This is a genomic window from Mesorhizobium sp. L48C026A00 (assembly GCF_000502375.1).
Classification (GTDB): Bacteria; Pseudomonadota; Alphaproteobacteria; order Rhizobiales; family Rhizobiaceae; genus Mesorhizobium; species Mesorhizobium muleiense.
This window is the reverse complement of sequence record NZ_AYWU01000038.1, coordinates 1-23914: the sequence shown is the minus strand read 5'-3', so window position 1 is coordinate 23914 and position 23914 is coordinate 1. Positions and strand designations below refer to the sequence as shown.

Here is a 23914-nt window from a genome sequence, read left to right as displayed (position 1 = left end):
GACGCAAAGCGGAGTGAAGACCCAAGGATGACGAAACGGCGGGGCCATCAGCCGGGTGCTGCCAGCGCCTTCTCGATCTCCGGCAGCAGCAGCGCTTGTGCTGAGCCCGGCGTCAGCGGGCCGACGTGCTTGTAGGCGATCTTGCCGTCCTTGCCGACGACGAAGGTTTCCGGCACGCCGTAGACCCCCCAGTCGATCGCCGCGCGCCCTGCCGTGTCGACGCCGATCGCCTGGAACGGGTTGCCGAGATCGCCGAGGAACCGGCGGGCGTTTTCCGGCTGGTCCTTGTAGTTGAGGGCGGCGATGACGAAGCGCTTGTCCTGCGACAGCGCCAGCAGCAGCGGATGTTCGTCGCGGCACGGCCCGCACCACGACGCGAAGACGTTGACGAGCGTGACCTTGCCGGCAAACTGCCTGGAATCGAGCCCCGGCAAATTCATGCCCTCCAGCGCCGGCAGATTGGTCTGCGGCGCCGGCAGGCCGATCAGCGCCGATGGCACTTCCGAAGTGTCGCGGCCGGACAGCAGCTGCGTCAGGAACAGCCCCGCCAGCCCGAGGAAAATCAGCAGCGGCAACAGCACGATCAGGCGGCGTGAGCGCGCCGGCGTTTCCGTCTCCATGCTCATGATTTCCCCGCCTTGTCGGAGCGCCGCCGCACGCCGGACGCTTCCAGCTCGGCGAGGTCTCGTCTGCGTGCACGCTGGTCGAGCAGGATCCAGCCGATCAGCCCGGCCAGCACCACGGCCGTAATGGCATAGGCAGCGGTCACATAGAGCGCATGCGCGCTCATAGGGGTCGCTCCTCCGGTGCAAAACCTTTCAGCCGGACCATTTCGCTTCGTTCCAACATGCCTTCCTTTAACCCTGCGCCATCGGCTTCGCAATCGACAGCAGCGCCGCAGCCTTTGACGCCCTGTAATCACCAACATGGCCGGCCAAATCAGTCGGTTCCATGGCGCAGCGCCAACGCTGCCGCAACCGGCCCCAGCACGGCAAGAAACAAGGTCAGCGCGGCAAGAATGAGGAAAGGCTGCAGAAACGGATCAGGGTTCGCCACCGCGCCATAGCTTGCCGAGACGCCGAAGATCAGCACCGGGATGGTCAGCGGCAGCACCAGCACCGAGATCAGCAGCCCGCCGCGCGGCAGTGCCACCGCCACCGCCGCACCGGCAGCGCCGATGAAGGTAATCGCCGGCGTGCCGACCAGAAGGGTCAGCGCCGTGGCGCCGATGCCGATCGGCTCCATATTCATGAATAGGCCGAGCAGGGGTGCGGCGATGACCAGCGGCAGCACGCTTCCTGCCCAATGCGCCAGGCATTTCGTCAGCACGGTCAGCGCCAGCATCTGCCGGTCGTCGCCGAGCACCAGCAGATCGAGCGAGCCGTCTTCCCGGTCGGCCTGGAACAATCGGTCGAGACCGAGCAGGCAAGCCAGCAAGGCGCCGATCCACAGGATCGCCGGGCCGATGCGGGCAAGCAGATTGAGGTCTGGCCCAACGCCGAAGGGGATCGTGGCGATCACCGCGAGAAAGAAGATCACGCCGGTCAGCGCCCCGCCGCCGGCCCGGATACTCAGGCGAATGTCGCGCAGGAAGAGGGCTAGCATGGTTTTAGATGCCCTTGCCCAGGGGCGGGAACGCCGACATTACCGAGTTTCCCCCATCCTCAATTCCTGTGCCCCCTCCAACCCCAGTGGCAGATGCGTCGCCGCAATAATGATTCCGCCCTCGTCCAGATGCTCCCGCATCAGCCCGCCGAATCGCTCTTCCGAAGCCTTGTCCAATCCGGCCGTCGGCTCGTCGAGCAGCCACAGCGGCCGCCGGCTGACCAGCAGTTTTGCGATCGCCGCGCGGCGGCGTTGCCCGGTGGAGAGATAGCCGAACGGCAGATGGCCGATACCGTCAAGCCCGACCATTGCCAGCGCCTCTTCGGCGCTCAAAAAATCCGCGCCCGAAAAATCGCGCCAGAAGCGCAGATTTTCCGCCACGCTCAGCGCCGTCTTCATCGCGTTCTGGTGGCCGAGATAGTGGCAGGCCGAGGCGACCGACGGAAAATCCTCACCGCCGCCTTCGACAAGTAAACGGCCTGCCACCACCGGCAGCAATCCGGCAACTATCCTGAGCAGTGTCGATTTCCCCGCGCCGTTCGGCCCGGTGACGATCAGCGCCTGGCCTTTGCCAAGGGCAAAGTTGATGCCGGAAAAAACCGCCTCGCCGCCGCGTTCGCCGCCCAGATTTTCGGCGATCAGCCGCATTCCATGCCCGTCCCGAAAACATCGCGCCACGGCAGCTGCCGCATCGCACAAAATAGCCGTTCGACTGTCTAGAACTATTCCAGGAAATTCTCTATATGCGGGGCATCCGTGCCAGCGGTCGGCACGGGAAGCGAATTAGCGCCGAACCAGCGCACGCGCCGCCTTGAACGGCTCGGGTTGGCTGGGAACGGACAGCGGAAATGGCCGTACCCGCACCTTTGCGCGTGATTGCATGCCATCGGCGTCCGTTCCCTTTCAGGCTGAACAGACAAGGACGGATCGCACGTGTCAAAATCCCTCGATAGTTTCAATTGCCGTCGCACGCTGACCGCGGGCGGCTCCGACTATGTTTATTACGATCTCGTCGAGGCCGAGAAGAACGGCCTCACCGGCATCGCCCAGTTGCCCTATTCGATGAAGGTGCTGCTGGAGAACCTGCTGCGCAACGAGGACGGCCGTTCCGTCACCAAGGAGAGCATCCAGGCGGTTGCCGGCTGGCTGACCGACAGGGGCACCGCCGGGGTCGAGATCGCCTATCGCCCGGCCCGCGTGCTGATGCAGGATTTCACCGGCGTTCCGGCCGTGGTCGACCTGGCCGCCATGCGCGATGCCATGGCCTCGCTCGGCGGCGACCCGCAGAAGATCAATCCGCTGGTGCCGGTCGACCTGGTCATCGACCACTCGGTCATCGTCGATGAGTTCGGCACGCCGATGGCTTTCGCCAGGAATGTCGAGCTTGAATACGAGCGCAACGAGGAACGCTACAAATTCCTGAAATGGGGCCAGCAGGCCTTCCGCAACTTCCGCGTCGTGCCGCCCGGCACCGGCATCTGCCACCAGGTCAATCTCGAATATCTCGGCCAGGTCGTGTGGACCAACACTGAAGGCGGCGAAACCACCGCCTATCCCGACACCTGCGTCGGCACCGATTCGCACACCACCATGATCAACGGCCTTGGCGTGCTCGGCTGGGGCGTCGGCGGCATCGAGGCCGAGGCCGCGATGCTTGGCCAACCCGTCTCCATGCTGTTGCCCGAAGTCATCGGGTTCCGGCTCACCGGCAGGCTCAGGGAAGGCGTCACCGCCACCGATCTCGTGCTCACCGTCACCCAGATGCTGCGCAAGAAGGGCGTCGTCGGCAAGTTCGTCGAATTCTTCGGTCCGGGTCTGTCCAACATGACGCTGGCCGACCGCGCCACCATCGGCAACATGGCGCCCGAATATGGCGCGACCTGCGGCTTCTTTCCGGTCGATGGCGAAACCATCCGCTACCTCACCATGTCCGGCCGCGAGGAAAACCGCATCGCGCTGGTCGAGGCATACGCCAAGGCGCAAGGCATGTGGCGCGATACCGGGTCGGCCGATCCGGTCTTCACCGACCTGCTCGAGCTCGATCTCGGCAGTGTCGTGCCGTCGATGGCCGGACCCAAGCGTCCAGAGGGCCGGGTCGCGCTCGAAGGCATTCCGGCCGGCTTTGTCAAGGCGATGGAAACCGAGTACAAGAAGGCGGTCGAAATCGACAAGCGCTATGCCGTCGAGGGCAACGACTACGACCTTGGCCATGGCGACGTCGTCATTGCCGCCATCACCTCCTGCACCAACACGTCGAACCCGAGCGTGCTGATCGGCGCCGGGTTGCTGGCACGCAACGCCAACCGGCTCGGACTCAAGCAGAAGCCGTGGGTCAAGACATCGCTGGCGCCGGGCAGCCAGGTCGTCGCCGAATATCTGGAGAAATCCAGCCTGCAGAAGGAACTGGACCAGATCGGCTTCAATCTGGTCGGCTTCGGCTGCACCACCTGCATCGGCAATTCCGGCCCGTTGCCGGCGCCGATCTCCAGAACCATCAACGACAAGGGCTTGATTGCTGCCGCGGTGCTTTCCGGCAACCGCAATTTCGAAGGCCGCGTCTCGCCCGACGTGCAGGCGAACTACCTCGCTTCGCCGCCGCTGGTCGTCGCCCACGCACTGGCCGGGACCGTGACCAAGGATCTGACCACCGAACCGCTCGGCGAGGACCGCGACGGCAACCCGGTCTACCTCAGGGACATCTGGCCGAGCTCGGTCGAGATCCAGGAGTTCATCGAGAAGAACGTGACGCGCGAACTGTTCGCCCGCAAATATGCCGACGTCTTCAAGGGCGACGAATACTGGCAGAACGTCAAGGCGCCGGAAGGCCAGACCTATTCCTGGGACAACAATTCGACCTATGTGCAGAACCCGCCCTACTTCGCTGGCATGACATCGGGCTTCGGCACGATCGGCGACATCAAGGGCGCCCGCGTGCTCGGCCTGTTCGGCGACAAGATCACCACCGACCACATCTCACCGGCCGGCTCGATCAAGGCGGCCTCGCCGGCCGGCAAGTACCTCATCGATCATGGCGTCGGCGTTGCCGACTTCAATCAATACGGCACACGGCGCGGCAATCACGAGGTGATGATGCGCGGCACCTTCGCCAATATCCGCATCCGCAACCACATGCTGGGTGAGAACGGCCGCGAGGGCGGCTACACGATCCACTATCCGTCGAAGGAAGAGAAATCGATCTACGACGCCGCCATGGAGTACAAGAAGGAAGGCGTGCCGCTGGTCATCTTCGCCGGTGTCGAATACGGCAACGGCTCGTCGCGCGACTGGGCGGCCAAAGGCACCAACCTGTTGGGTGTTCGCGCCGTCATCGCTCAGTCCTTCGAGCGCATCCACCGCTCGAACCTGGTCGGCATGGGGGTCATCCCCTTCGTCTTCGAGGAAGGCACCTCATGGGCCTCGCTCAACCTCAAGGGCGACGAACTGGTCGAAATCGACGGACTGAGCGCCATCAAGCCGCGTCAGAAGATGATCGCGAAGATCACTTATGGCGACGGCACGGTGAAGAACATTCCGATCATCTGCCGCATCGATACGCTGGACGAACTCGACTACTTCAAGAACGGCGGCATCCTGCAATATGTGCTGCGCGATCTGGCAGCATAGAGAGGGGAGTAAGGGAGTAAGGGAGTAAGGGAGTAGGGCAGTAAGGGAGTAAGGGAGTAAGGGAGTAAGGGAGTAGGGCAGTAAGGCAGTAAGGCAGTAAGGCAGTAAGGCAGTAAGGCAGTAAGGCAGTAAGGCAGTAAGGCAGTAAGGCAGTAAGGCAGTAAGGCAGTAAGGCAGTAAGGCAGTAAGGCAGTAAGGCAGTAAGGCAGTAAGGCAGTAAGGGAGTAGGGAAGACAATACCTATTCCCCTATTCCCCTATTCCCCTATTCCCCTATTCCCCTACCGAACCGCGCCGCCGCCGCCAGCAGCACGCCGAGCATCAGCCCGTTGAGGATGTGCCACAGGAAATGCGTGCCGAGCGGGAAGCTGCCGCAGACCAGCGGATCGATCGTCCTGAAGATGACCGACGCGACGAAGATCGCCGAGCCCGCCAGATTGTACCAGCCGGCGCGGTTGCCGCTCGCCGCCACCCAGGCGCCGAAGAAGGCGAGCGCCAGGAAGGGCGGCAGGTAGCCGGTCGTGCCGTTCGATGCCTGGCGCAGCCAGTCCGGCACGGCCCAGGTCAACAACCCGGTGACGGCATAGAAGGCGAAGAAGATGGCGATCGCCTTGCCCCATTGCATAGCGAGGAAACGGCGCAGGTTGAACAGCGTGTAGGCCAGCGTGAACCCGGCGATCGGCAGCACGTCGGCCCAGACCATGGCATGGTTGGCAAAGGTGTGGAACAGCGCCGAGCCGATGCCGATCGCCACCACCCACCAGGCCAGCATTTCGGCGAAGATGCCTGTGCCGCGCCGGCGCACCTCCCGGACACCCCATAGCCCGGCGACAAGAAAAGCCATATTGGTCAGTGGGTTGACCGGTTCGGCCCAGAACTGTGGCCCGACCCGCTCGCAGTACAGGTCGACCGGCGTCAGGAGAGTTTGCCACATGCTGATTGTCGCCCGAATCGGTATCTACCTTAAAGTGTAGCCCATCCTGGAGCGCCCTTGCAGTTTGTCGCAACGGTAGAATTTCACCGCAACGTGACTTCCCGTTGACTGCCACTTCTGCCACATATTTCGCCAACCAGAACAAAGCCGGCCATCACCGGCGGGAGTCGAAACGGCCATGACACCTCGAAGACCATTGCGGCTTGCGGCGTTTGCGCTGGCCCTCTCGGTGCTTGCCGGAGCTGGACTTGCCGCCAATGCGCTTGCCGGCGAGGCCGACCGCTCCCAGACAGATAAATCCCTGGTCGGCCAGCCCTTGGGCGTGGTCGAGCTCTTCACCAGCCAGGGCTGCAGTTCCTGCCTGCCGGCCGATGCATTTTTCGCCGAGCTTGCCGCCAAGGAGAACATCGTCGCGCTCGCCTATCACGTCGACTACTGGGATTATCTCGGTTGGAAGGACACGCTGAGCCGCAAGGAGAACACCGAGCGGCAGTATGAGTATATGCGTGCCTTCGGCAGCCGCTCGGTCTATACGCCGCAGGCCGTCATCAATGGCCGCAGCCATGTCAACGGCGCCCGCCGCGAGGAAGTCGACGGCGCCCTCGCCCGCATGAAAACATCCGGCGAAGGCATGCAGGTCGGCATCAAGGTCAGCCGGACCAGCGACCGCGTCATCATCGACGCCGGCGATGCCGGGAGCGGCCCCAGCGATGCCCATGTCGTCATCGTCTATTTCGATCCGCCGCAGACCATCAAGATCGGCAAGGGCGAAAACACCGGCCGCAGCATGACTTATTGGAACGCCGTCTCCGGCATCCAGACCGCCGGCATGTGGCACGGCAAGGCGCATCGCTACGAATTGCCGATGAGCGTGATTGCCAAGAAGGGCGGCTGCGCCGTGCTGCTGCAATCGGTGGGCAAGGACGGCATGCCGGGTCCCATCCTGGGCGCCGCCCTGATCCACAAGCCTTGAGCGGTGACCTCTCCTTCTCCCCTTGTAGGGGGAGAAGGGAAGGCCGCGCATTCACTGCCAATAAAATAAAAAACCGACGTCAGCTTGCTTCTGACGCCGGTCATTTAGGTTTTGGGATCGTCGCGCTCGATTTCTCCAAGGGAGAAACCGAGGTTGGTTCGATCCGACGCAGACCCGTGGGCGGGGGGCTTGGGGTTTACGAGCCAGTGCCGGACCGAACCGTCTCAGGCAACACCCGTAAATTCGTCGGAGATTGGGGCATTAGCGCGGTTAAAAGAAGGCAGGATTGTGGCGAAGCATCACCAATTTCAACGGGCGTTTTTATAAACGTGACTGGACACCGCGGAAACGTTGCGCCGCCAGCCTTTGCCCAGTTGGGCTTGCAATTCCATGGCGAAAGCGCCAACTTTGATTAGTGTAAGATTCATTCGAAGGGATCGAGGCATGACTGATCACGGCAGTGGGACGGAGGATGGGGACGCATCCGCAATACTGATCCCGCTGCATGAGGCAAGACGTGAACGCCTCGACCAGCCGGTGCGGTTCGACCGGCGTGAATTGGACCAGATCCTGAGGCTTTACGGGCGCATGGTCGCCGCCAATGAATGGCGCGACTACGCCATCGATCATCTTGCCGACCGCGCCGTCTTTTCCGTCTTCCGTCGCACCAGCGAGGTGCCGCTGTTCCAGATCGTCAAGGATCCGAAGCTGGCGCGCCGGCAAGGCGCTTTCGCCGTCATTGCCGCCGGCGGCCGCATCCTCAAGCGCGGCCAGGAACTTGGCCGCGTGCTTGGCGTCTTCGACCGAACGCTGAAGCTGGTCGAGGCCTAACTACTTGTTGTGCTTCCGGAATCTCCGTTCCGGCAGTGAGTTGGGATCAGGCGGAGCCTGAGACCCGCCATTGATCGGCAGTTGCATGAACACCGTGTCGAGCCAGCGTCCGTGCTTGTAGCCGGAGGCTTCCAGACGGCCCGAATGGCGAAAGCCGAGCTTTTCATGCAGCCGGACCGAGACACTGTCCGGCCGACCGTCGCCGATCACCGCGATGATCTGGCGGAAGCCCGCCGCCTCGGCCGCCGCGATCAGCCCCTGCATCAGCTTCAGCCCGATGCCATGGCCCTTGGCCTCGGGCGCGACATAGACAGAATCTTCGACGATGAACCGGTACGCAGGCCGCGCCCGGAAGGGCCCGGCATAGGCATAGCCGAGCACGATGCCGTCTTTTTCCGCCACCAGATAGGGAAAGCCGCCGGCTATCATACTGTCGAAGCGCTCGCCCACCTCGGCACGGTCGGGCGGCTCCAGTTCGTAGCTCGCCGTGCCGTGCATCACCGCATCGGCATAGATGTCGGTGATCCGGTCGAGATCCACCGCTGTCGCGCCGCGTATCGTGATGCTGCTCATAATTTATGCAAGCCGTTCATCTGCCTTCTATAACAGCAAAGGCCGGCATAAAAGGAAAGGGCGGCCGTTGGGCCGCCCTTTCCAGATTCGCTGGTCCACAGACGCAAGGGACCGGTGTTAACGGCGATCGCCCATGAACTGCAGCAGGAACATGAACAGGTTGATGAAGTCGAGATAGAGCCTCAGAGCGCCCATGATCGCCTTGCGGCCGGCGACATCAGTCTCGTCGCCCTCGAAATACATCTCCTTGATGTTCTGCGTGTCGTAGGCGGTCAGCCCTGCGAAGACCAGCACGCCGATCGCCGAAACGGCGAAGGAAAGCGCCGACGACTGCAGGAAGATGTTGATCACACTTGCGATGATCAGACCGACCACGCCCATGATCAGGAACGAACCGAGCCCGGAAAGATCGCGCTTGGTCGTGTAGCCGTAGAGCGACAGTCCGCCAAAGGCGGCGGCGGTGGCGAAGAAGGTCTGCGAGATGCTGGCGGTCGTGTAGACCAGGAAGATCGACGACAGCGACAGGCCGACGAGGCCGGCATAGACCCAGAATGTCGTCTGCGCGGCCGAAACGCTCATCGACTGGACGCGGAACGACAGGAACAGCACCGCTGCCAGCGGGGCAAAGATCACCAGCCATTTCAGCGGCGAGCCGAAGATCGCGTAGCCGAAGGACGTCAGCATGTCGCCGTTCGGCAGCGTAGCGACCGCCGAAGCCGGATCGGTGGTGGTGGCCAGCATGATCGTTCCGACCGCGGCGAGGCCGGTGATGAGGAGGCCAAGCCCCATCAGATTGTAGACCTTGATCATATAAGCGCGCAGGCCCTGGTCGATAGCAGCATCGACGCCGACGCCGGGCACGGCACGCGCCTGATAATTGCGAACGGGTTCAGCCATGGAAATCCTCATATTGCTTCTGCCCCGTCCGGTGTCCGGTCGATTTGGACCGAGGCGCCGCTGGCGGGGCTCCAGCATGCCTGCCGCGAAATATGATGGTTATTGGCGTCAAGAACAAGACCGTAACCGGGCGTAATGCTTCGTGAAGTAGCAAAAATCCGGATTTATCGGCCGTCCGAAGCCCAACATTAACAAGATTTAACCAAATCCCGGTCGCGTTGAGCTTGCCGACCCTTGCAGATCAGAGATTGCGCAGCACCGGCGCCGCCTTGTGGCCCAGCACCCGCCAGGTGCCCGCGAGGCCGATGCCGACCGTGACCAGCAAGGCAAAGACAATGGTTGCCACCGCCACATCGGGCATGAAATGCGATGGCAGCGTCATGACGCGCGCGACAACGAACCACGCCGCAATGCCGCCTGCCGCCAGCGCGAAGATCGCCGTGGCGAGGCCGATCAGCATGTATTCCAGCGAAAAGGCCGCGATCAGCGTCTTCCTGGTGGCGCCCAGCGTCTTCAGCACCACCGCATCGTGGATGCGGGCGCGGTTGCCGGCCGCCAACGCGCCGGCCAGCACCAGCACCGAGGCGATCAGCGCCACCCCAGCCGCGGCCCTGATAGCGGTGCCGAGTTGCGCCACCAGCCGATTGACGATGTCGAGCGCGTCCTTGACCCTGACTGTCGTCACCGCGGGAAAGGCACGGGTGACAGCGTTGAGAAGACGGGCATCGTCGGCCGGCGACGCGCCCTTTTCGGTGAGCGTCGCCAGCCAGCTGTGCGGCGCGCCGGCAAATGTGCTGGGCGAAAACACCATGACGAAATTGATGCCCATCGTCTCCCACTCGACCTGGCGGAAATTGGCGATCTTCGCTGTCACGTTGCGGCCAAGCACGTTGACGGTGACGGTATCGCCGAGTTTCAGCCCGATCTCTTTGCCTTCCTCGGCCGAAAACGACACCAGCGGCTCGCCGGCATAATTGTCCGGCCACCATGTCCCTTCGGTCAGCGTCGCATTCGCAGGAATTCTGGCCTCGTAGGTCAGCCCGCGATCGCCGCGCAGCACCCAGGCCCCTTCCGCCGGGACCTTGACCTTGTCGACGTCGACGCCGTTCAGCGCCATCACCCGGCCGCGCAGCATCGGCACCTTGACCAGCGTGCCTTGCGGCGCCTCCCTGCCGACTAGCTCCGAGAACGCATCGACATCGCTGCTCTGGATATCGACGAAGAAGAAGTTCGGCGCCCGCTCCGGCAGGCTGCCGGAAATCTGCCGCCTGAGATTGCCGTCGATCAGCGCCAGCGTCACCAGAAGCGTCAGCCCCAGTCCCAACGACAGCACCACCGACGGCGTCAAGGCGCCCGGCCGATGGATGTTGCCGATGGCGAGCCTGAGCACCGTCGAGCCAACGCGCGGGCTCCTTTTGGCGGCCCACTGCACCAGCGCGCCGACAAGGCGCAGCACCAAAAAAGCAAAAATGGTGGCGCCGACGAAGATCGAGGCGATGTAGCGGTCGCCGGAAAACAGAATGGCCAGCGCCGCCAGCAGCAGCGCGATGCCGAGCGCCGCCGCCGTGTAGAGCGGGCGCGGAAAACCGCGGCCCTCAAAACCCATTTCACGAAACAGCGCCGTCGCCGGCACGTCGCGCGCCCGGCCGAGCGGCAGCAAGGCGAAAGCCAGCGTCACCAGCAGCCCGAACAGCGCCGCCATGCCGAGCGCGCCGGGATAGAATCCGCCTTCCGCCGGCACCGGAATGATCGACTGCAGCGCCGCGCTCGCCGCGAACGGCATCAGCGCGCCAAGCACGACGCCGAGCGTGATGCCAAGCACGGCGATCATCAGGATCTGCACCAGGTAGACGGCAAAGACGAAACCGCCCGAAGCTCCCAGGCTCTTGAAGGTGGCAATGACGCCGCGCTTGCCGTCGAGATAGGCGCGCACCGCATTGGCCACGCCGACGCCGCCGACCACCAGCGCCGTCAGCCCGACCAGCGTCAGGAACTGCGAAAACCGTTCGATATTGGCGGACAATGCCGGTGCTGCATTGCTGCGCGTGCGGATCGACCAGCCGGACTCGGGAAAATCCTCCGCCGCCTGATCCTGAATGGCTTTTATGCCCGCCTCGCTGGTGCCGACGGACAGGCGGACCTTGTAGGCGTTCTCAACCAGGCTGCCGGGCTGGATCAAACCGGAAGCGGCAAGCCCGTCCGTCGAGATCATCAGCCGCGGCGCAAAGCCGAACCCGTCGGATACCGCGTCCGGCTCGTTGACGAGCCGGACGCGCAGTTCGAAGGTGGCGCTGCCCAGCTTCAGCCGATCGCCGATCCGAAGGTTCAGCCGCTCGAACAAAAGGTCGGGTGCGGCGGCACCGAAAACACCGGATTTTTCGCCGAACAATTCCTGCTTCGCCAGCGCCGGCTCGGTCTGCAGCGCGCCATAGAGCGGATAAGCGCCGTCGACCGCCTTGGCTTCGACCAGCGCCTGGTCGGAGCCGTCCTCGAGCCGCGCCATCGAGCGCATGTTGGCGCTGTGCGAAACCGTGCCCAGCCCGTCAAGAAAGACCTGCTCGGCTTGCGTCGCGGCGCGCTGATTGAGCTGGAAACGAAGATCGCCGCCGAGCAGCGACTGGCCTTCGTTGGCGACACCGGCGGTAATCGCCCGGGCCACCGAATTGACGCCGCCGATCGCCGCGACGCCAAGCGCAATGCAGGCAAGGAAGATCAGGAAGCCGGACAGCCCGCCGCGCATCTCGCGCAGCGAGAAGCGGAAGGCGAGTGAAAAGGTGCGCGCCCAAGGGACCCCCTCATCCGGCCGCTTCGCGGCCACCTTCTCCCCGAGGGGAGAAGAGGTCGCCACCGCCCCGCCGGGGAGAAGGTGGCCCGAAGGGCCGGATGAGGGGGTCTTATCAGCCATTGCGCTACGCCGTCACTTTAAGCAATGGCGCATCCTCGATCCGGCCCGACCGCATCGATACCTGCCGGGAGCAGCGTGCGGCGAGCGCCGGATCGTGGGTGACCAGCACCAGCGTCATGACGCGCTCGGCCGCTTTGGCGAACAGGAGATCGGCGACCTGCCGTCCCGTCGCCTGGTCCAGATTGCCGGTCGGCTCGTCAGCGATCAGGATGCGCGGCGAAGGCGCCAGCGCCCGGGCGATCGCCACACGCTGCTGTTCGCCGCCGGACAATTCGCCGGGATAGTGAGTGACGCGGTCACTCAGGCCCACCGCCTCGAGCTCCCGCGCCGCCACCCCGAACGGATCGGCATGGCCGGCTAGTTCCAGCGGCACTGCGACATTTTCGTGCGCTGTCATGTTGGGAATGAGGTGGAAGGACTGGAAGACAATGCCAATGTTTCGCCCACGAAACGATGCGATCTGGTCTTCGCTCTTGCCGTTCAGCAATTCGCCGGCAATCCGTACCGTACCCGAATCGACCCTTTCCAAACCGGCCAAAACCATCAGCAGCGTCGACTTTCCCGAGCCCGACGGCCCGACGATGCCGGTCGCCTCGCCACTTGACACGTCAAGGCTGACCCCTTTCAGCACATGGACGGAAGACGCTCCTTCGCCGAGCGTCAGCGATACATTTTTCAGCGCGATGACGGCTTCTGTCAAAATAAAATCGTCCTATATGGAAAGGGAGGGCAGAATTCCGCCTACCGCCAGTATAATGTTCTCGGTCATATGGGGCCCGGCCGCATGGCTTTCAAACACCGACTTGCCGCAGCCTTCTTCCTTTTCCTCGAAATTTGCGGCGCCGTTTCATCGGCGCGCGCCGAGCCGTTCACGATCGTCGGTTTCGGCGATAGCCTGATGGCAGGCTTTGGCCTCGGACCGGACGAAGGCTTCACCCGGAAACTTGAGGCAGCACTCCGCGCCAAGGGCCACGATGTGACCGTCGCCAATGCCGGCGTATCCGGCGATACGTCGAGTGGCGGCCTGTCGCGGCTCGACTGGTCGGTGCCGGACGGCACGCAGCTTGTCATTCTCGAACTCGGTGCCAACGACATGCTGCGCGGCGTTTCTCCCGATATCACCCAAAAAAATCTCGACGCCATGCTGGCGAAGCTGAAGCAGCGCAACATCGCCGTGCTGCTGGCCGGCATGCGCGCCGCCCCCAATCTCGGCGCCGACTACCAGAACGGCTTTGACGCGATCTTCCCGAAACTGGCGGAAAAACACGGCGTCCCGCTCTATCCATTCTTTCTCGACGGCGTCGCCGGCGAACCAGCTATGCAACTTGAGGACGGCCTGCACCCGAATGCCAAGGGCATCGACCGCATGGTCGAGCGCGTACTGCCGGATGTCGAGAAAGCCATTGCCGTGGTTAAGGGCAACTCTTGAAGGGACCGGATTTCGATGAAGCTCCGCATTCCCGCACGATTTGATTTTAGGCCAGGTGCAACCAACAAACCGCTTGCCCCGCTCGATTTTCGATGATTCGCTAGGGGCAGAGTTCGATTCGAGGACAGGAGGCTTGCCATGCCGCGTCTTTTCACCGCCCTCGAAATACCGCGTGATGCCGCCCTTTCGCTGTCCCTGCTCCGGGGCGGCCTGCCCGGGGCCCGTTGGATCGACGTCGAGAACTACCATATGACGCTGCGCTTCATTGGCGATGTCGAGGGCCATGTCGCCGACGAGATCGCCAACGCGCTCGACCGTGTCCACCGCCCATCCTTCGCGCTGACACTGTCCGGCGTCGGCGCCTTCGGCCAGAAAAAACCGCACGCGGTGTGGGCCGGCGTCTCCTTCTCGCCCGATCTTGCGGCGCTGCAAGCCGAGATCGAGCGCATCTGCCAGCGCCTCGGCATCCCCGCCGACCCGCGCAAATTCATGCCGCATGTGACGCTGGCCAGGTTGCGCAATTCGAGCCCGCTCGACGTCGCCCAGTATCTTTCGGCGCGCGGCAATTTTTCGACGCTGCCCTTCCGTGTCGGCCGCTTCGTCCTGATGTCGTCGCGCGATTCGGTCGGCGGCGGACCCTACATCGTCGAGGAGGCCTGGCCGCTGTCGGGCGCCGATGCCCGTGCATCGAGCCGCGTCGCCAGCGCCTCCGACGCTTCGCGGATCATGCGGTAGACCGAGGCAAACGCCTCCGGCCCCTGATGATAGGGGTCCGGCACGTCGCCCACCTTTCCCTCGGCGAACTCGAGGAACAGATGGACACGGTCGCGCATGGCGGCAGGCACCAGCGCTTTAAGATCCCGGAGATTCGATCGGTCCATGGCGAGAATGAGGTCGAAACGCGAAAAATCGTCCGGCGCCAGCTTGCGCGCCGTCTGTCCGGAAATATCGACGCCGTGCCGCTTGGCGATCGAGATCGAGCGCGGGTCGGGTGCCGAACCGGCTTCCCAGTCGCTGGTCCCGGCCGAATCGAGCAGGATATCCCGATCGAGGCCGCGCTCTGCCAGGACGGCGCGCAACACGCCCTCCGCCAGTGGCGAGCGGCAGATATTGCCGAGACAGACAAAGAGAATGGATTTTATCGGCTTGGGGCTCATCGATCCGGCACTATGCTGAAGACTGCAAATCCAGATAGCACGGGAAGCGACCATGGCGAGAGAGAAACTGGGCAGGGAGGCGGTCGCCGAGGCGCTGGCCGGGCTCGACGGCTGGTCGCTGGCCGAGGATGGCGGCTCGATCACGCGCAGCTTCACCTTCAGCGATTTTTCCGAAGCCTTCGCCTTCATGACCCGCGTCGCCTTGGCGGCGGAGACGATCGACCATCACCCCGACTGGTCGAACGTCTACAACACCGTGAACGTGACGCTGAACACCCATGATGCCGGCGGCCTGACCGCGCTCGACTTAGAACTGGCCAGGACGATGAGCCGCTATTTCGGTCAGGTCGTTGGAGATCTGTCGACGCCGTAGCCTGATTTTTCAGGCCGCGGAACGGCCGGGCTCTTGTAGTGGACTGGGGCTTTCACCACATTTTCCGCTGGCAGGCGCGCGTGGAACGCCATGCGCAGCCTCGTTAGGAGAGACTGATGGCGCAAAAATCAGGTTTTGATTTCTTCGGCTTTGGCGGCAAGCCGGGCGACGAGAGCGAAGTGCGCGAGAAATTCTGGCGCACGGCCAAGCGGGCTGCCCGGCAGATCCCGTTCATGGAGGAACTGGTCGCCGCCTACTACTGCGCCATGGACAAGAACACGCCGCTGCGCGCCAAGGGCATCCTGGTGGCGGCGCTGGGCTATTTCGTGCTGCCGGCTGACGTCATCCCCGACTTCGTCCTCGGACTGGGCTTTACCGACGACATCGCCGTGCTGACCGCCGCGATCACCACCGTCAAAGCCCACATCACATCAGCGCATCGGCTCGCCGCCAAACAGGCGATTGCCGACAACGGCTGAGCCGGCGATAAGGCAGAAAAGTCAAACTCTTGCCGCTTTCGTGGCATCCAAGTCGCGAAAGGGACGTTGCAACTGCCGCTTTCGAGCGACGGGCGCAAGGATGGCGGCGGTTTCCTGGGGTGGATGTCCTTTTCCTGAGGGAACTTCACCGTTTGGTAACCCAGATTAAATCAAAATGAAGCGACGGGCAGGACGCCGAGCCGGCCTGCCTCCGCACCATATATGGGAAAAGCGATGCGCGGATTGATTGCTACAATTTCGAGCCTGGCACTGGTGGCCATGACAGCGCCGGCTCTGGCGCAGTCGGCAACCAAAATCGGCCAGCACAATGCCTGGGGCACCTACAGCTACCAGGCGTCGGGCGGCAAGGTTTGCTATGTGTTGACCGTGCCGACCGACAAGCAGCCGCCGACGCTTGACCATGGCGACATGTTCTTCTTCGTCAGCCAGCGGCCGGGACAGCAAGTGTCTTACGAGCCGCAATTCATCGCCGGCTACAATTTCCAGGAAAACTCCAAGGCCACCGTCACCATCGACGGCAAGAGCTTTTCGATGTTCACCCGCGGCAAGTCGGCCTGGGTCGAAAACGCCGCCGAGGAGCCGGTGCTGATCGCCGCGATGAAAACCGGCAGCGACATGAAGGTGCAGGCGAAGTCCGGCCGCGGCAACACCACCACCTATGTCTTTTCGCTGAAAGGCATTTCGGCGGCGCTGTCGTCCATCGCCAAGTGCAAATAGCCAAAGCCGGGTTTGAGTGAGCGGCCGGGTCCGGGCCTGGCACGGCTCTCCCTTCCCCCCCTTGTGGGAAGAAGGTAAAGATCGCCCCTGCATGACTCCGCCGTCAAGCTGTGCTATGCGCCGCGCTTCATTTCGGGCACGATGCTGTAATCGGCCGTAAATCGCTTATATTGGCGCAACAATGACCCTCTCATTCGACCTTACCACTGAAGGCGCCCGTGACGCGTTGCGCCCCCGCGCCGCGCCGGCGGAAAAACCGTCGCTGATCGGCCTGACCCGCGCCGAGCTTGGCGCTGCGCTCGTTGCATCAGGCATCGTGCCGGAGCGCCAGGCCAGGATGCGCGCCCAGCAGCTCTGGCACTGGATGTATGTGCGCGGCGTCTCCGACTTTGCCGGTATGTTCAACATCTCCAAGGATCTGCGCGCCGAGCTCGACAAGCATTTTACCGTCGCCAGGCCCGAGATCGTCGAGGAGCAGATTTCCTCCGACGGCACGCGCAAATGGCTGTTTCGCTTTCCGCCGCGCGGCGCCGGCCGGCCGGTCGAGATCGAGACCGTCTACATTCCCGAAGAAGGCCGCGGCACGCTCTGCATCTCCTCACAGGTCGGTTGCACGCTGACCTGCTCCTTTTGCCACACCGGCACGCAGAAGCTGGTGCGCAACCTGACCGCGGAGGAAATCCTCGCCCAGCTTCTGACCGCCCGCGACCGGCTCGGCGATTTCCCCGACCGCGACACGCCCGATGGCGCGGTCGTTCCGGCCGAGGGCCGGAAAGTGTCCAACATCGTCATGATGGGCATGGGCGAGCCGCTCTACAATTTCGAGGCGGTGAAGAAGGCGCTGCTGATCGCGTCCGACGGCGACGGGCTTTCCCTGTCGAAGAGACGCATCACGCTGTCGACTTCCGGCGTCGTGCCGGAGATCTTCCGCACCGGCGACGAGATCGGTGTCATGCTGGCGATCTCGCTGCACGCCACCAATGACGATCTGCGCGACCTTTTGGTGCCGATCAACAAAAAATATCCCTTGAAAGAGCTGATCGCCGCCTGCCGCGCCTATCCCGGCCTGTCGAACGCCCGCCGCATCACCTTCGAATATGTGATGCTGAAGGACGTCAACGATTCGATCGAGGACGCCAAGGGACTGATCAAGCTGCTCAAAGGCATTCCGGCCAAGATCAATCTGATCCCGTTCAATCCGTGGCCGGGCACCAACTACCAGTGCTCGGACTGGGAGACCATCGAGAAATTCGCCGACTACATCAACAATGCCGGCTATGCCTCGCCGATCCGCACGCCGCGCGGCCGCGATATCCTCGCCGCCTGCGGCCAGCTCAAGTCGGAATCCGAGCGCATGCGCAAGGTCGATCGGCTCGCGCTGGAAGCAATGATGATCGCGGGGCACGGCGAGGCGTGACCCGCCTTGTCGCCTACTTCATCCGCTTCGCCATCATCCTGATCGGTTATGGCGTTGCCGCGCTAGCGGCCAGCGCTTTCCTCAACGTCATGTTCCTGGCGTCGCTGGGCTATACGCCGGAGCATGTGCAGCCGGCGGCGACGGCCTCGCTGTATTTTTCAATCCCCTTCGTTGCGCTGTTCGTCGCCTATTTCGCCTTTATGCCGGCAGCGGTGGCGATTCTCGTCTCGGAAATCCTCGGACGGCGCGACTGGCTGTTCTATGCGCTGGCGGGCGCGGTGGTCGCGGCGGTCTTCCTCGGCTTCGCCCACCAGACCGCCGACGCCAACTTCGAGATCACCGACCCGCGCGTCGTCGCTGCCGTGATCGGCAGCGGCATGGTCGGCGGCATTTTCTACTGGCTGAGCGCCGGGCGCTCGGCCGGAAGCTGGCGCCAAGCCGGAAGGTCTACTTCGCCTGGGCGGTCAGGATCTTGAGCGCGAAGGCCGAAAACACCCCGGCGAACAGATAGTCGACGGCGCGCGTCACCCGCGGGCTTGCTTTCATCGCGGCCGAGAATTTTTCTGCCGCAAAGACCATCGGCGCTGTTACCGGAATCGACAAAACGACGAACATCGCGCCGAGGAAGAACAGTTTTTCGGGCGCGTTGGGATCATGGGCCGAGACGAACTGCGGCAGGAAGGTCATGAAGAACAGGATGATCTTCGGGTTGAGCAGATTGACGCCGAGCCCTGCCGCCCAGGCGCGAAACAGCGAAATCTCCGGCCCGCTCTTCTTCTCGGGCGAAAACGCCGATCCCTTGGTGATCGCTTGCCACGCCAGGAAGACGAGATAGGCAGCGCCGAAGATCTTCAGGGCCAGGAAAGACATCGGCGAGGCGACGATCAACGCCGAGATTCCTACCACCACCAGCGTGGTGTGGATCAGCGTGCCGAACAGCGCGCCGGCCATCGAGGCAAAGCCGGTGGCGCGGCCATGGCTCAGCGTGCGCGACACGAACAGCGTCATGTCGGGGCCCGGCGTGATCGCCAGGATCACGGTGGCGATGGCGAACTGGATCAGCGTGGTGGTGTCGGGAATGAAGGACATCTGCGGGCCCCTGGATAAAGAAAGCGCAGCCTATACCGCAAGCGTCTTCTCCGCACCAGCGACTGGCCTGATCCAGTATGCCAGCAGCGACCAAGGGACCGTTCGTCTCTTGCGCAGCCCGGAAAGGCCGTGATACCTCGCCCGCAAAGAACCCTGTCGCGGAACAGCCAAATGTCGAAAGCAAAAGCCGTCAAGAAGGTCGTGCTCGCCTATTCCGGCGGCCTTGACACCTCCATCATCCTGAAATGGCTGCAGACCGAGCTTGGCGCCGAGGTGGTCACCTTCACCGCCGATCTCGGCCAGGGCGGCGAACTGGAGCCGGCGCAGCGCAAGGCCGAGATGATGGGCATCAAGGACATTCGCATCGTCGACGTGCGCGAGGAGTTCGTCTCCGACTTCGTCTTCCCGATGTTCCGCGCCAACGCCGTCTATGAAGGCACCTATTTGCTCGGCACCTCGATCGCCCGGCCGCTGATCTCCAAGCACCTGGTCGAGATCGCAAAAGAAACCGGCGCCGATGCGATTGCGCATGGCGCAACCGGCAAGGGCAACGATCAGGTCCGTTTCGAGCTTTCGGCCTATGCGCTCAATCCCGACATCAAGGTCATCGCGCCATGGCGCGACTGGTCGTTCAAGTCGCGCACCGACCTGATCAACTTCGCCGAGCAGCACCAGATCCCGGTGCCGAAGGACAAGAAGGGCGACGCGCCGTTTTCCGTCGACGCCAATCTTCTGCATTCGTCCTCCGAAGGCAAAGTGCTGGAGGACCCGTGGAGCGAGCCGCCGGAATTCGTCCACCAGCGCACCATCTCGCCGATGGACGCGCCGGACAAGGTCACCGAGATCGAAATCGAATTCCTGAAGGGCGATCCGATCGCGCTCGACGGCAAGAAACTATCGCCGGCGACGATGCTGGCGGCGCTCAACGATCTCGGCCGCGACAACGGCATCGGCCGGCTCGACCTTGTCGAGAACCGTTTCGTCGGCATGAAATCACGCGGCGTCTACGAGACCCCCGGCGGCACCATCCTGATATCAGCCCACCGGGCGATCGAATCGATCACGCTCGACCGCGGCGCCGCCCACCTCAAGGACGAGTTCATGCCGCGCTACGCCGAGCTGATCTACAACGGCTTCTGGTTCGCGCCCGAGCGGCTGATGCTGCAGGCGATGATCGACAAGAGCCAGGAAGACGTCGAAGGCACGGTGCGGCTGAAACTCTACAAGGGCAACGTCATCGTCACCGGCCGCAAGTCGAACAAGACGCTCTATTCCGACGCGCTGGTCACCTTCGAGGACGACCGCGGCGCCTACGACCAGAAGGACGCCGAAGGCTTCATCCGCCTCAACGCGCTGAGGTTGCGGACGCTGGCGGCGCGGGGCCGAAAAAGCTAGCCAGTTTCTCTGCACGGAGGGCTTTGGCTCTTAGACAGAGCCCGAAAGAGACGATGGACGGTCGTTGGCGGCCGCCTGCCCCAGCTGCCAATCACCAGCGTCTGCGACAAGCCGTGAGCTCCTACGCCCTCGTCATCCCAGGGCGAAGCAAGGAGCGAAGCGACGCGGCGCAGACCCTGGGATCCATTCCGTGACANCCAGCGTCTGCGACAAGCCGTGAGCTCCTACGCCCTCGTCATCCCAGGGCGAAGCAAGGAGCGAAGCGACGCAGCGCAGACCCTGGGATCCATTCCGTGACATCAGCCCAAGAATGCAGCGGCTCAGAACGGCGCTTGCGTCCACCGCTGCGCCAATGGAAGATCGAACTGATCGAGAAGACCAATCCAGAAGGGTCGAGCGCGGAACGGGGTGGTAGCGTTCGGTTCTGGTCCGCAGGAGCACTGCCGCGAGGTGACGGCATGGATCCAAGGGTCTGCGCCGCGTCGCTTCGCTCCTTGCTTCGCCCTAGGATGACGAAGTGGAGGATGTTTCGGCCAATCTTGAATGTCCTTGCGCCCTGCCATGAAATCGCCGCTGAAACAATCGACGTTCGCTGCCGCTCGGCTTTCGGGACGGAGACCACTGCGTTGGCCGATGCCTGTTCCGCTGCCTTTCTGGTGGGGCCTTGAGGAGTTCGAGCCGCTCGCTCGACCTCGCTGCGATCGAACGCAGGGCCGACATGCCTGCCTATAACGGTTTGCGCTGTCGATCCACCCCGCCTGGCCCATAGCCGGAAGGCACGTCTTCAGCTCAATATCGCCTGAAGAATATGCGAGGGAACCATGCGAAAACTGATCTCCACCGGCTCGCCCTTCGAGAAGGCCGCCGGTTATTCGCGTGCCGTGGTACAGGACGACTGGTGTTTCGTTTCCGGAACAACGGGCTACGACTATGCGACCATGTCGATGCCGGAGACGGTCGAGGCGCAGACGCGCAATTGCCTGGCGACGATTGCCAAGGCGTTGCAGGACGGCGGTTTTGAGATGGCCGATGTGGTGCGGGCGCATTACTACATCTCCGACGCGGCCTTCGTCGACATCGTCTTTCCGATCCTCGGCGAGGCTTTTGGCGACATCAGGCCGGCGGCGACGATGATCGTCTGTCAGCTCAACAAGCCGGAAATGAAGATCGAGATCGAAGTGACGGCACTCAAGCGCTGAGTTCGACGGCGGTGCAGGAGCTTGCGCGACCTTTCGAGGCGCGTTCATCGACAAGGATGCAAAGGCTTGCACATAGCCCACTGGGCGTTTAGCAAGGCCGCGGCTCACGACAGCGCCGCGCGTCCTTTGGCCGCGAAAAGGGACGCTGTAGAATTTTGTTTCTGCGCATGATGCTTTGCGAAATCGATTCCGATTTCATGCGCCACAATTAGGACGGTTCCGGATGGCTTCGAAAAATCTTCTCCTGCTCGCCGGCGATGGCATCGGCCCCGAGGCGATGGCCGAAGTGAAGAAGCTGATCGCCGTCATGAACGACAAGCTCGACAGCGGTTTTGTCACCGATGAGGGGCTGGTCGGCGGCTGCGCCTATGACGCGCATGGCGCGGCGATTTCCGATGCCGACATGGCCAAGGCGATGGCCGCCGACGCGGTGCTGTTCGGCGCCGTCGGCGGGCCGAAATGGGATGCGGTGCCGTATGAGGTGCGCCCGGAAGCCGGACTGCTGCGGCTGCGCAAGGACATGGAGCTGTTCGCCAATCTCAGGCCGGCCATCTGCTATCCGGCGCTGGCGGCATCCTCCTCGCTCAAGCAGGAGGTGGTCGAGGGGCTCGACATTCTGATCGTGCGCGAGCTCACTGGCGGCGTCTATTTCGGCGAGCCCAAGCAGATCATCGACCTCGGCAACGGCCAGAAGCGCGGCATCGACACCCAAGTCTACGACACCTTCGAGATCGAGCGCATCTCGGGCGTCGCCTTCGAGCTGGCACGCACGCGCAAGAACCACGTCACCTCGATGGAAAAGCGCAATGTGATGAAGTCGGGCGTGCTGTGGAACGAGGTCGTCACGCAGACGCACAAGGCCAGATATGGCGACGTCAAGCTCGACCACATGCTGGCCGATGCCGGCGGCATGCAGCTGGTGCGCTGGCCGAAACAATTCGACGTCATCGTCACCGACAATCTGTTCGGCGACATGCTGTCCGACATCGCCGCCATGCTGACCGGCTCGATCGGCATGCTGCCTTCGGCGTCGCTCGGCGCGCCGGATGCCAAGACGAAAAAGCGCAAGGCGCTCTACGAACCGGTGCACGGTTCGGCGCCCGACATCGCGGGCAAGGGCATCGCCAACCCGATCGCCATGATCGCCTCCTTCGCCATGTCCATGCGCTATTCCTTCGGCATGGTGGCTGAGGCCGATCGCCTGGAAAGCGCCATCGCCGCCGTGCTCGACCAGGGCTTGCGCACTAGGGATATTCTTTCCCCTGGCATGACCGAGGTCGGCACCGCTGAGATGGGCGACGCGATCATCGCCAGATTCCTGGGCTAAGCCTGCTGGCGATCGACGTCCGCCCGGCTTCCAGTCCCTCAAAATCGCTGTGTCGACCAGCTAGGCCCTGACCCCCGCCGGCACCGGGCCCCACTGATTTTCACGGGCCTGCGTCGGGATCAGCGCGAAGACCAGGATGATCAGCCAGCCAATGGTCGGGATGAGCACCGCCAGAAAAAGCCAGCCGGTCAGGCCGATGTCGTGCAGGCGACGCACGTTCAGTCCGATCCAAGGCGGGATTGTCGCCAGCACAAACGCGCCGCAAAGACCGACCGTCGCTGCCGGCAATTCGTCAAGATCGCCCATCGCGTCGTCGATGAAGAGGCCGACGCCGACGACCACGATCAGCGCGATCGCCCAGAACAGGCAATAGCCCCAATATTCTTGCGGCGGGCACGGCCGGCGAAATTGAAGTAATTTTCAGTCAGGCCCCGCCGGAAGTAGCTCCAAAGGTCGGTGGCGGGAGCATTTTCAGCGAAACGGCCGAAATGTTGCGGCGCCACGGGCGCATTTCCGGCCTGAGACGGGGCCACGGTTGCGTCCGTCGGACTGGCAGCCTGGACACGGATCGAAAAAACCTCGCGTGCCCGTCCGCCAGCCGGCTGGAACTCGATGGCCGTGCCCCTGCGTATCGTCGCCTCTCGGCGCAGATCCTCGCGCGCGAACGTGTAGCGGTTGCCGTCGGCCCCGGAGACGAAACCAAAACCCTGATCCTCGTCATAGTGAAGCACTTCGCCGCGCATGTCCTGCCCCTCGTCCCGCTGGCCAGACTGTTCAAAGTTGCGGCAGACCGCAAGGGGTGCGTGCGCGGGAGCATCGCTCCAGACAAAAGATAGCGCGCGACTCGTGTTGGAGACGACCAATCGTCGAAGTCTGCGCCGCCCCTCATCGCCCTGTGTCCAGTTGATAGATGGGTAACACTTTGAACCGGATACATGGGTTACAGTTTTCCCCCTGTCGTGTCCGCCGC

General features: G+C 63.1%; 26 protein-coding genes and 1 pseudogene. 14 read left to right on the top strand and 13 right to left on the bottom strand.

The window, feature by feature from the left end; translation table 11 throughout:
- Positions 1–47: 47 nt before the first annotated feature.
- The 4 genes from X738_RS76695 to ccmA form a co-directional block, all read right to left on the bottom strand.
- The gene (locus X738_RS76695) at positions 48–626 is read right to left on the bottom strand and encodes a DsbE family thiol:disulfide interchange protein (protein WP_023803345.1); all 579 of its coding nucleotides are present in this window, start codon (positions 624–626) and stop codon (positions 48–50) included.
- Positions 623–790: a heme exporter protein CcmD gene (gene ccmD / locus X738_RS76690; RefSeq protein ID WP_023803344.1), complete on the bottom strand. Its 168-nt coding sequence runs from the start codon at positions 788–790 to the stop codon at positions 623–625. Before ccmD ends, X738_RS76695 begins: the two co-directional genes overlap by 4 nt.
- A 149-nt stretch (positions 791–939) precedes the next feature.
- A complete protein-coding gene (gene ccmB / locus X738_RS76685; protein ID WP_023803343.1) occupies positions 940–1605 on the bottom strand; it encodes a heme exporter protein CcmB in 666 nt (221 codons plus the stop codon).
- Between the two features lie 39 nt (positions 1606–1644).
- Entirely contained in the window at positions 1645–2253 is a 609-nt protein-coding gene (gene ccmA, locus X738_RS76680) for a heme ABC exporter ATP-binding protein CcmA (protein ID WP_023803342.1), read from the bottom strand.
- 285 nt (positions 2254–2538) lie between these two features.
- Between ccmA and acnA the strand changes: the two genes are divergently transcribed.
- On the top strand, positions 2539–5229 hold the full coding sequence (gene acnA, locus X738_RS76675) for an aconitate hydratase AcnA (protein WP_023803341.1): 2691 nt from the start codon (positions 2539–2541) through the stop codon (positions 5227–5229).
- 264 nt (positions 5230–5493) lie between these two features.
- Here the strand turns inward: acnA and X738_RS76670 are convergent, their stop codons facing one another.
- Positions 5494–6162, bottom strand: a complete 669-nt coding sequence (locus X738_RS76670) for a ceramidase domain-containing protein (RefSeq protein WP_023803340.1) — start codon at positions 6160–6162, stop codon at positions 5494–5496.
- 178 nt (positions 6163–6340) lie between these two features.
- Here X738_RS76670 and X738_RS76665 point away from each other — a divergent pair, with 178 nt between their 5' ends.
- The 3 genes from X738_RS76665 to X738_RS76660 are packed head-to-tail and all read left to right on the top strand — an operon-like array spanning position 6341 to position 7966.
- Positions 6341–7135 carry a DUF1223 domain-containing protein gene (locus X738_RS76665; protein ID WP_031256806.1) on the top strand — a complete coding sequence of 265 codons (795 nt, stop codon included), beginning with the start codon at positions 6341–6343 and terminating at the stop codon, positions 7133–7135.
- Entirely contained in the window at positions 7132–7551 is a 420-nt protein-coding gene (locus tag X738_RS85475; RefSeq protein ID WP_156942737.1) for a hypothetical protein, read from the top strand. The genes X738_RS76665 and X738_RS85475 overlap by 4 nt, the downstream gene beginning before the upstream one ends.
- 28 nt (positions 7552–7579) lie before the next feature.
- On the top strand, positions 7580–7966 hold the full coding sequence (locus X738_RS76660; RefSeq protein WP_023803338.1) for a DUF2794 domain-containing protein: 387 nt from the start codon (positions 7580–7582) through the stop codon (positions 7964–7966).
- On the opposite strand, the gene X738_RS76655 is transcribed toward X738_RS76660, so the two are convergent.
- The 4 genes from X738_RS76655 to X738_RS76640 form a co-directional block, all read right to left on the bottom strand.
- Positions 7967–8539 (bottom strand): GNAT family N-acetyltransferase, encoded by a 573-nt coding sequence (locus X738_RS76655; RefSeq protein ID WP_023803337.1) that lies wholly within the window; start codon positions 8537–8539, stop codon positions 7967–7969.
- Positions 8540–8656: 117 nt separating this feature from the next.
- Positions 8657–9436: a Bax inhibitor-1/YccA family protein gene (locus tag X738_RS76650; protein ID WP_023803336.1), complete on the bottom strand. Its 780-nt coding sequence runs from the start codon at positions 9434–9436 to the stop codon at positions 8657–8659.
- A gap of 241 nt (positions 9437–9677) precedes the next feature.
- Complete coding sequence (locus X738_RS76645; RefSeq protein ID WP_084833937.1) at positions 9678–12176, bottom strand: ABC transporter permease; 2499 nt, start codon at positions 12174–12176, stop codon at positions 9678–9680.
- A gap of 169 nt (positions 12177–12345) precedes the next feature.
- Positions 12346–13041: an ABC transporter ATP-binding protein gene (locus X738_RS76640; RefSeq protein ID WP_023803334.1), complete on the bottom strand. Its 696-nt coding sequence runs from the start codon at positions 13039–13041 to the stop codon at positions 12346–12348.
- An 84-nt stretch (positions 13042–13125) separates the two neighbouring features.
- On the opposite strand from X738_RS76640, the gene X738_RS76635 reads away from it, so the two are divergent.
- Positions 13126–13770, top strand: coding sequence for an arylesterase (locus X738_RS76635; protein WP_031256803.1), 645 nt, complete (start codon positions 13126–13128; stop codon positions 13768–13770).
- A 138-nt stretch (positions 13771–13908) separates the two neighbouring features.
- The gene (gene thpR / locus X738_RS76630; protein ID WP_023803332.1) at positions 13909–14505 is read left to right on the top strand and encodes an RNA 2',3'-cyclic phosphodiesterase; all 597 of its coding nucleotides are present in this window, start codon (positions 13909–13911) and stop codon (positions 14503–14505) included.
- Here the strand turns inward: thpR and X738_RS76625 are convergent.
- The gene (locus X738_RS76625; RefSeq protein ID WP_023803331.1) at positions 14409–14927 is read right to left on the bottom strand and encodes a low molecular weight protein-tyrosine-phosphatase; all 519 of its coding nucleotides are present in this window, start codon (positions 14925–14927) and stop codon (positions 14409–14411) included. The two genes, thpR and X738_RS76625, sit on opposite strands and share 97 nt — an antisense overlap.
- A gap of 52 nt (positions 14928–14979) precedes the next feature.
- Between X738_RS76625 and X738_RS76620 the strand changes: the two genes are divergently transcribed.
- The 5 genes from X738_RS76620 (at position 14980) to X738_RS76600 (ending at position 18410) form a co-directional block, all read left to right on the top strand.
- Complete coding sequence (locus X738_RS76620; protein ID WP_023803330.1) at positions 14980–15300, top strand: 4a-hydroxytetrahydrobiopterin dehydratase; 321 nt, start codon at positions 14980–14982, stop codon at positions 15298–15300.
- 116 nt (positions 15301–15416) lie between these two features.
- Positions 15417–15779: a YkvA family protein gene (locus X738_RS76615; protein ID WP_023803329.1), complete on the top strand. Its 363-nt coding sequence runs from the start codon at positions 15417–15419 to the stop codon at positions 15777–15779.
- Positions 15780–16013: 234 nt separating this feature from the next.
- Positions 16014–16517 carry an invasion associated locus B family protein gene (locus tag X738_RS76610; protein WP_023803328.1) on the top strand — a complete coding sequence of 168 codons (504 nt, stop codon included), beginning with the start codon at positions 16014–16016 and terminating at the stop codon, positions 16515–16517.
- Positions 16518–16698: 181 nt separating this feature from the next.
- The gene (rlmN, locus tag X738_RS76605) at positions 16699–17934 is read left to right on the top strand and encodes a 23S rRNA (adenine(2503)-C(2))-methyltransferase RlmN (RefSeq protein WP_023803327.1); all 1236 of its coding nucleotides are present in this window, start codon (positions 16699–16701) and stop codon (positions 17932–17934) included.
- Positions 17931–18410, top strand: a complete 480-nt coding sequence (locus X738_RS76600; protein ID WP_023803326.1) for a hypothetical protein — start codon at positions 17931–17933, stop codon at positions 18408–18410. Before rlmN ends, X738_RS76600 begins: the two co-directional genes overlap by 4 nt.
- Here the strand turns inward: X738_RS76600 and X738_RS76595 are convergent.
- Positions 18382–19023, bottom strand: coding sequence for a LysE family translocator (locus tag X738_RS76595; RefSeq protein WP_023803325.1), 642 nt, complete (start codon positions 19021–19023; stop codon positions 18382–18384). The genes X738_RS76600 and X738_RS76595 overlap by 29 nt on opposite strands.
- A gap of 171 nt (positions 19024–19194) precedes the next feature.
- Between X738_RS76595 and X738_RS76590 the strand changes: the two genes are divergently transcribed.
- From X738_RS76590 to leuB, 3 genes are all read left to right on the top strand, one after another.
- Positions 19195–20418, top strand: a complete 1224-nt coding sequence (locus X738_RS76590; RefSeq protein WP_023803324.1) for an argininosuccinate synthase — start codon at positions 19195–19197, stop codon at positions 20416–20418.
- Positions 20419–21239: 821 nt separating this feature from the next.
- Positions 21240–21617 carry a RidA family protein gene (locus X738_RS76585; RefSeq protein WP_023803323.1) on the top strand — a complete coding sequence of 126 codons (378 nt, stop codon included), beginning with the start codon at positions 21240–21242 and terminating at the stop codon, positions 21615–21617.
- Positions 21618–21840: 223 nt separating this feature from the next.
- Complete coding sequence (gene leuB / locus X738_RS76580) at positions 21841–22944, top strand: 3-isopropylmalate dehydrogenase (protein ID WP_023803321.1); 1104 nt, start codon at positions 21841–21843, stop codon at positions 22942–22944.
- A gap of 60 nt (positions 22945–23004) precedes the next feature.
- Here the strand turns inward: leuB and X738_RS88870 are convergent, their stop codons facing one another.
- A complete protein-coding gene (locus tag X738_RS88870; RefSeq protein WP_023803320.1) occupies positions 23005–23286 on the bottom strand; it encodes a DUF805 domain-containing protein in 282 nt (93 codons plus the stop codon).
- Positions 23287–23288: 2 nt separating this feature from the next.
- Positions 23289–23914 (bottom strand): annotated as a pseudogene (locus tag X738_RS88865) (hypothetical protein); the annotation flags it as partial.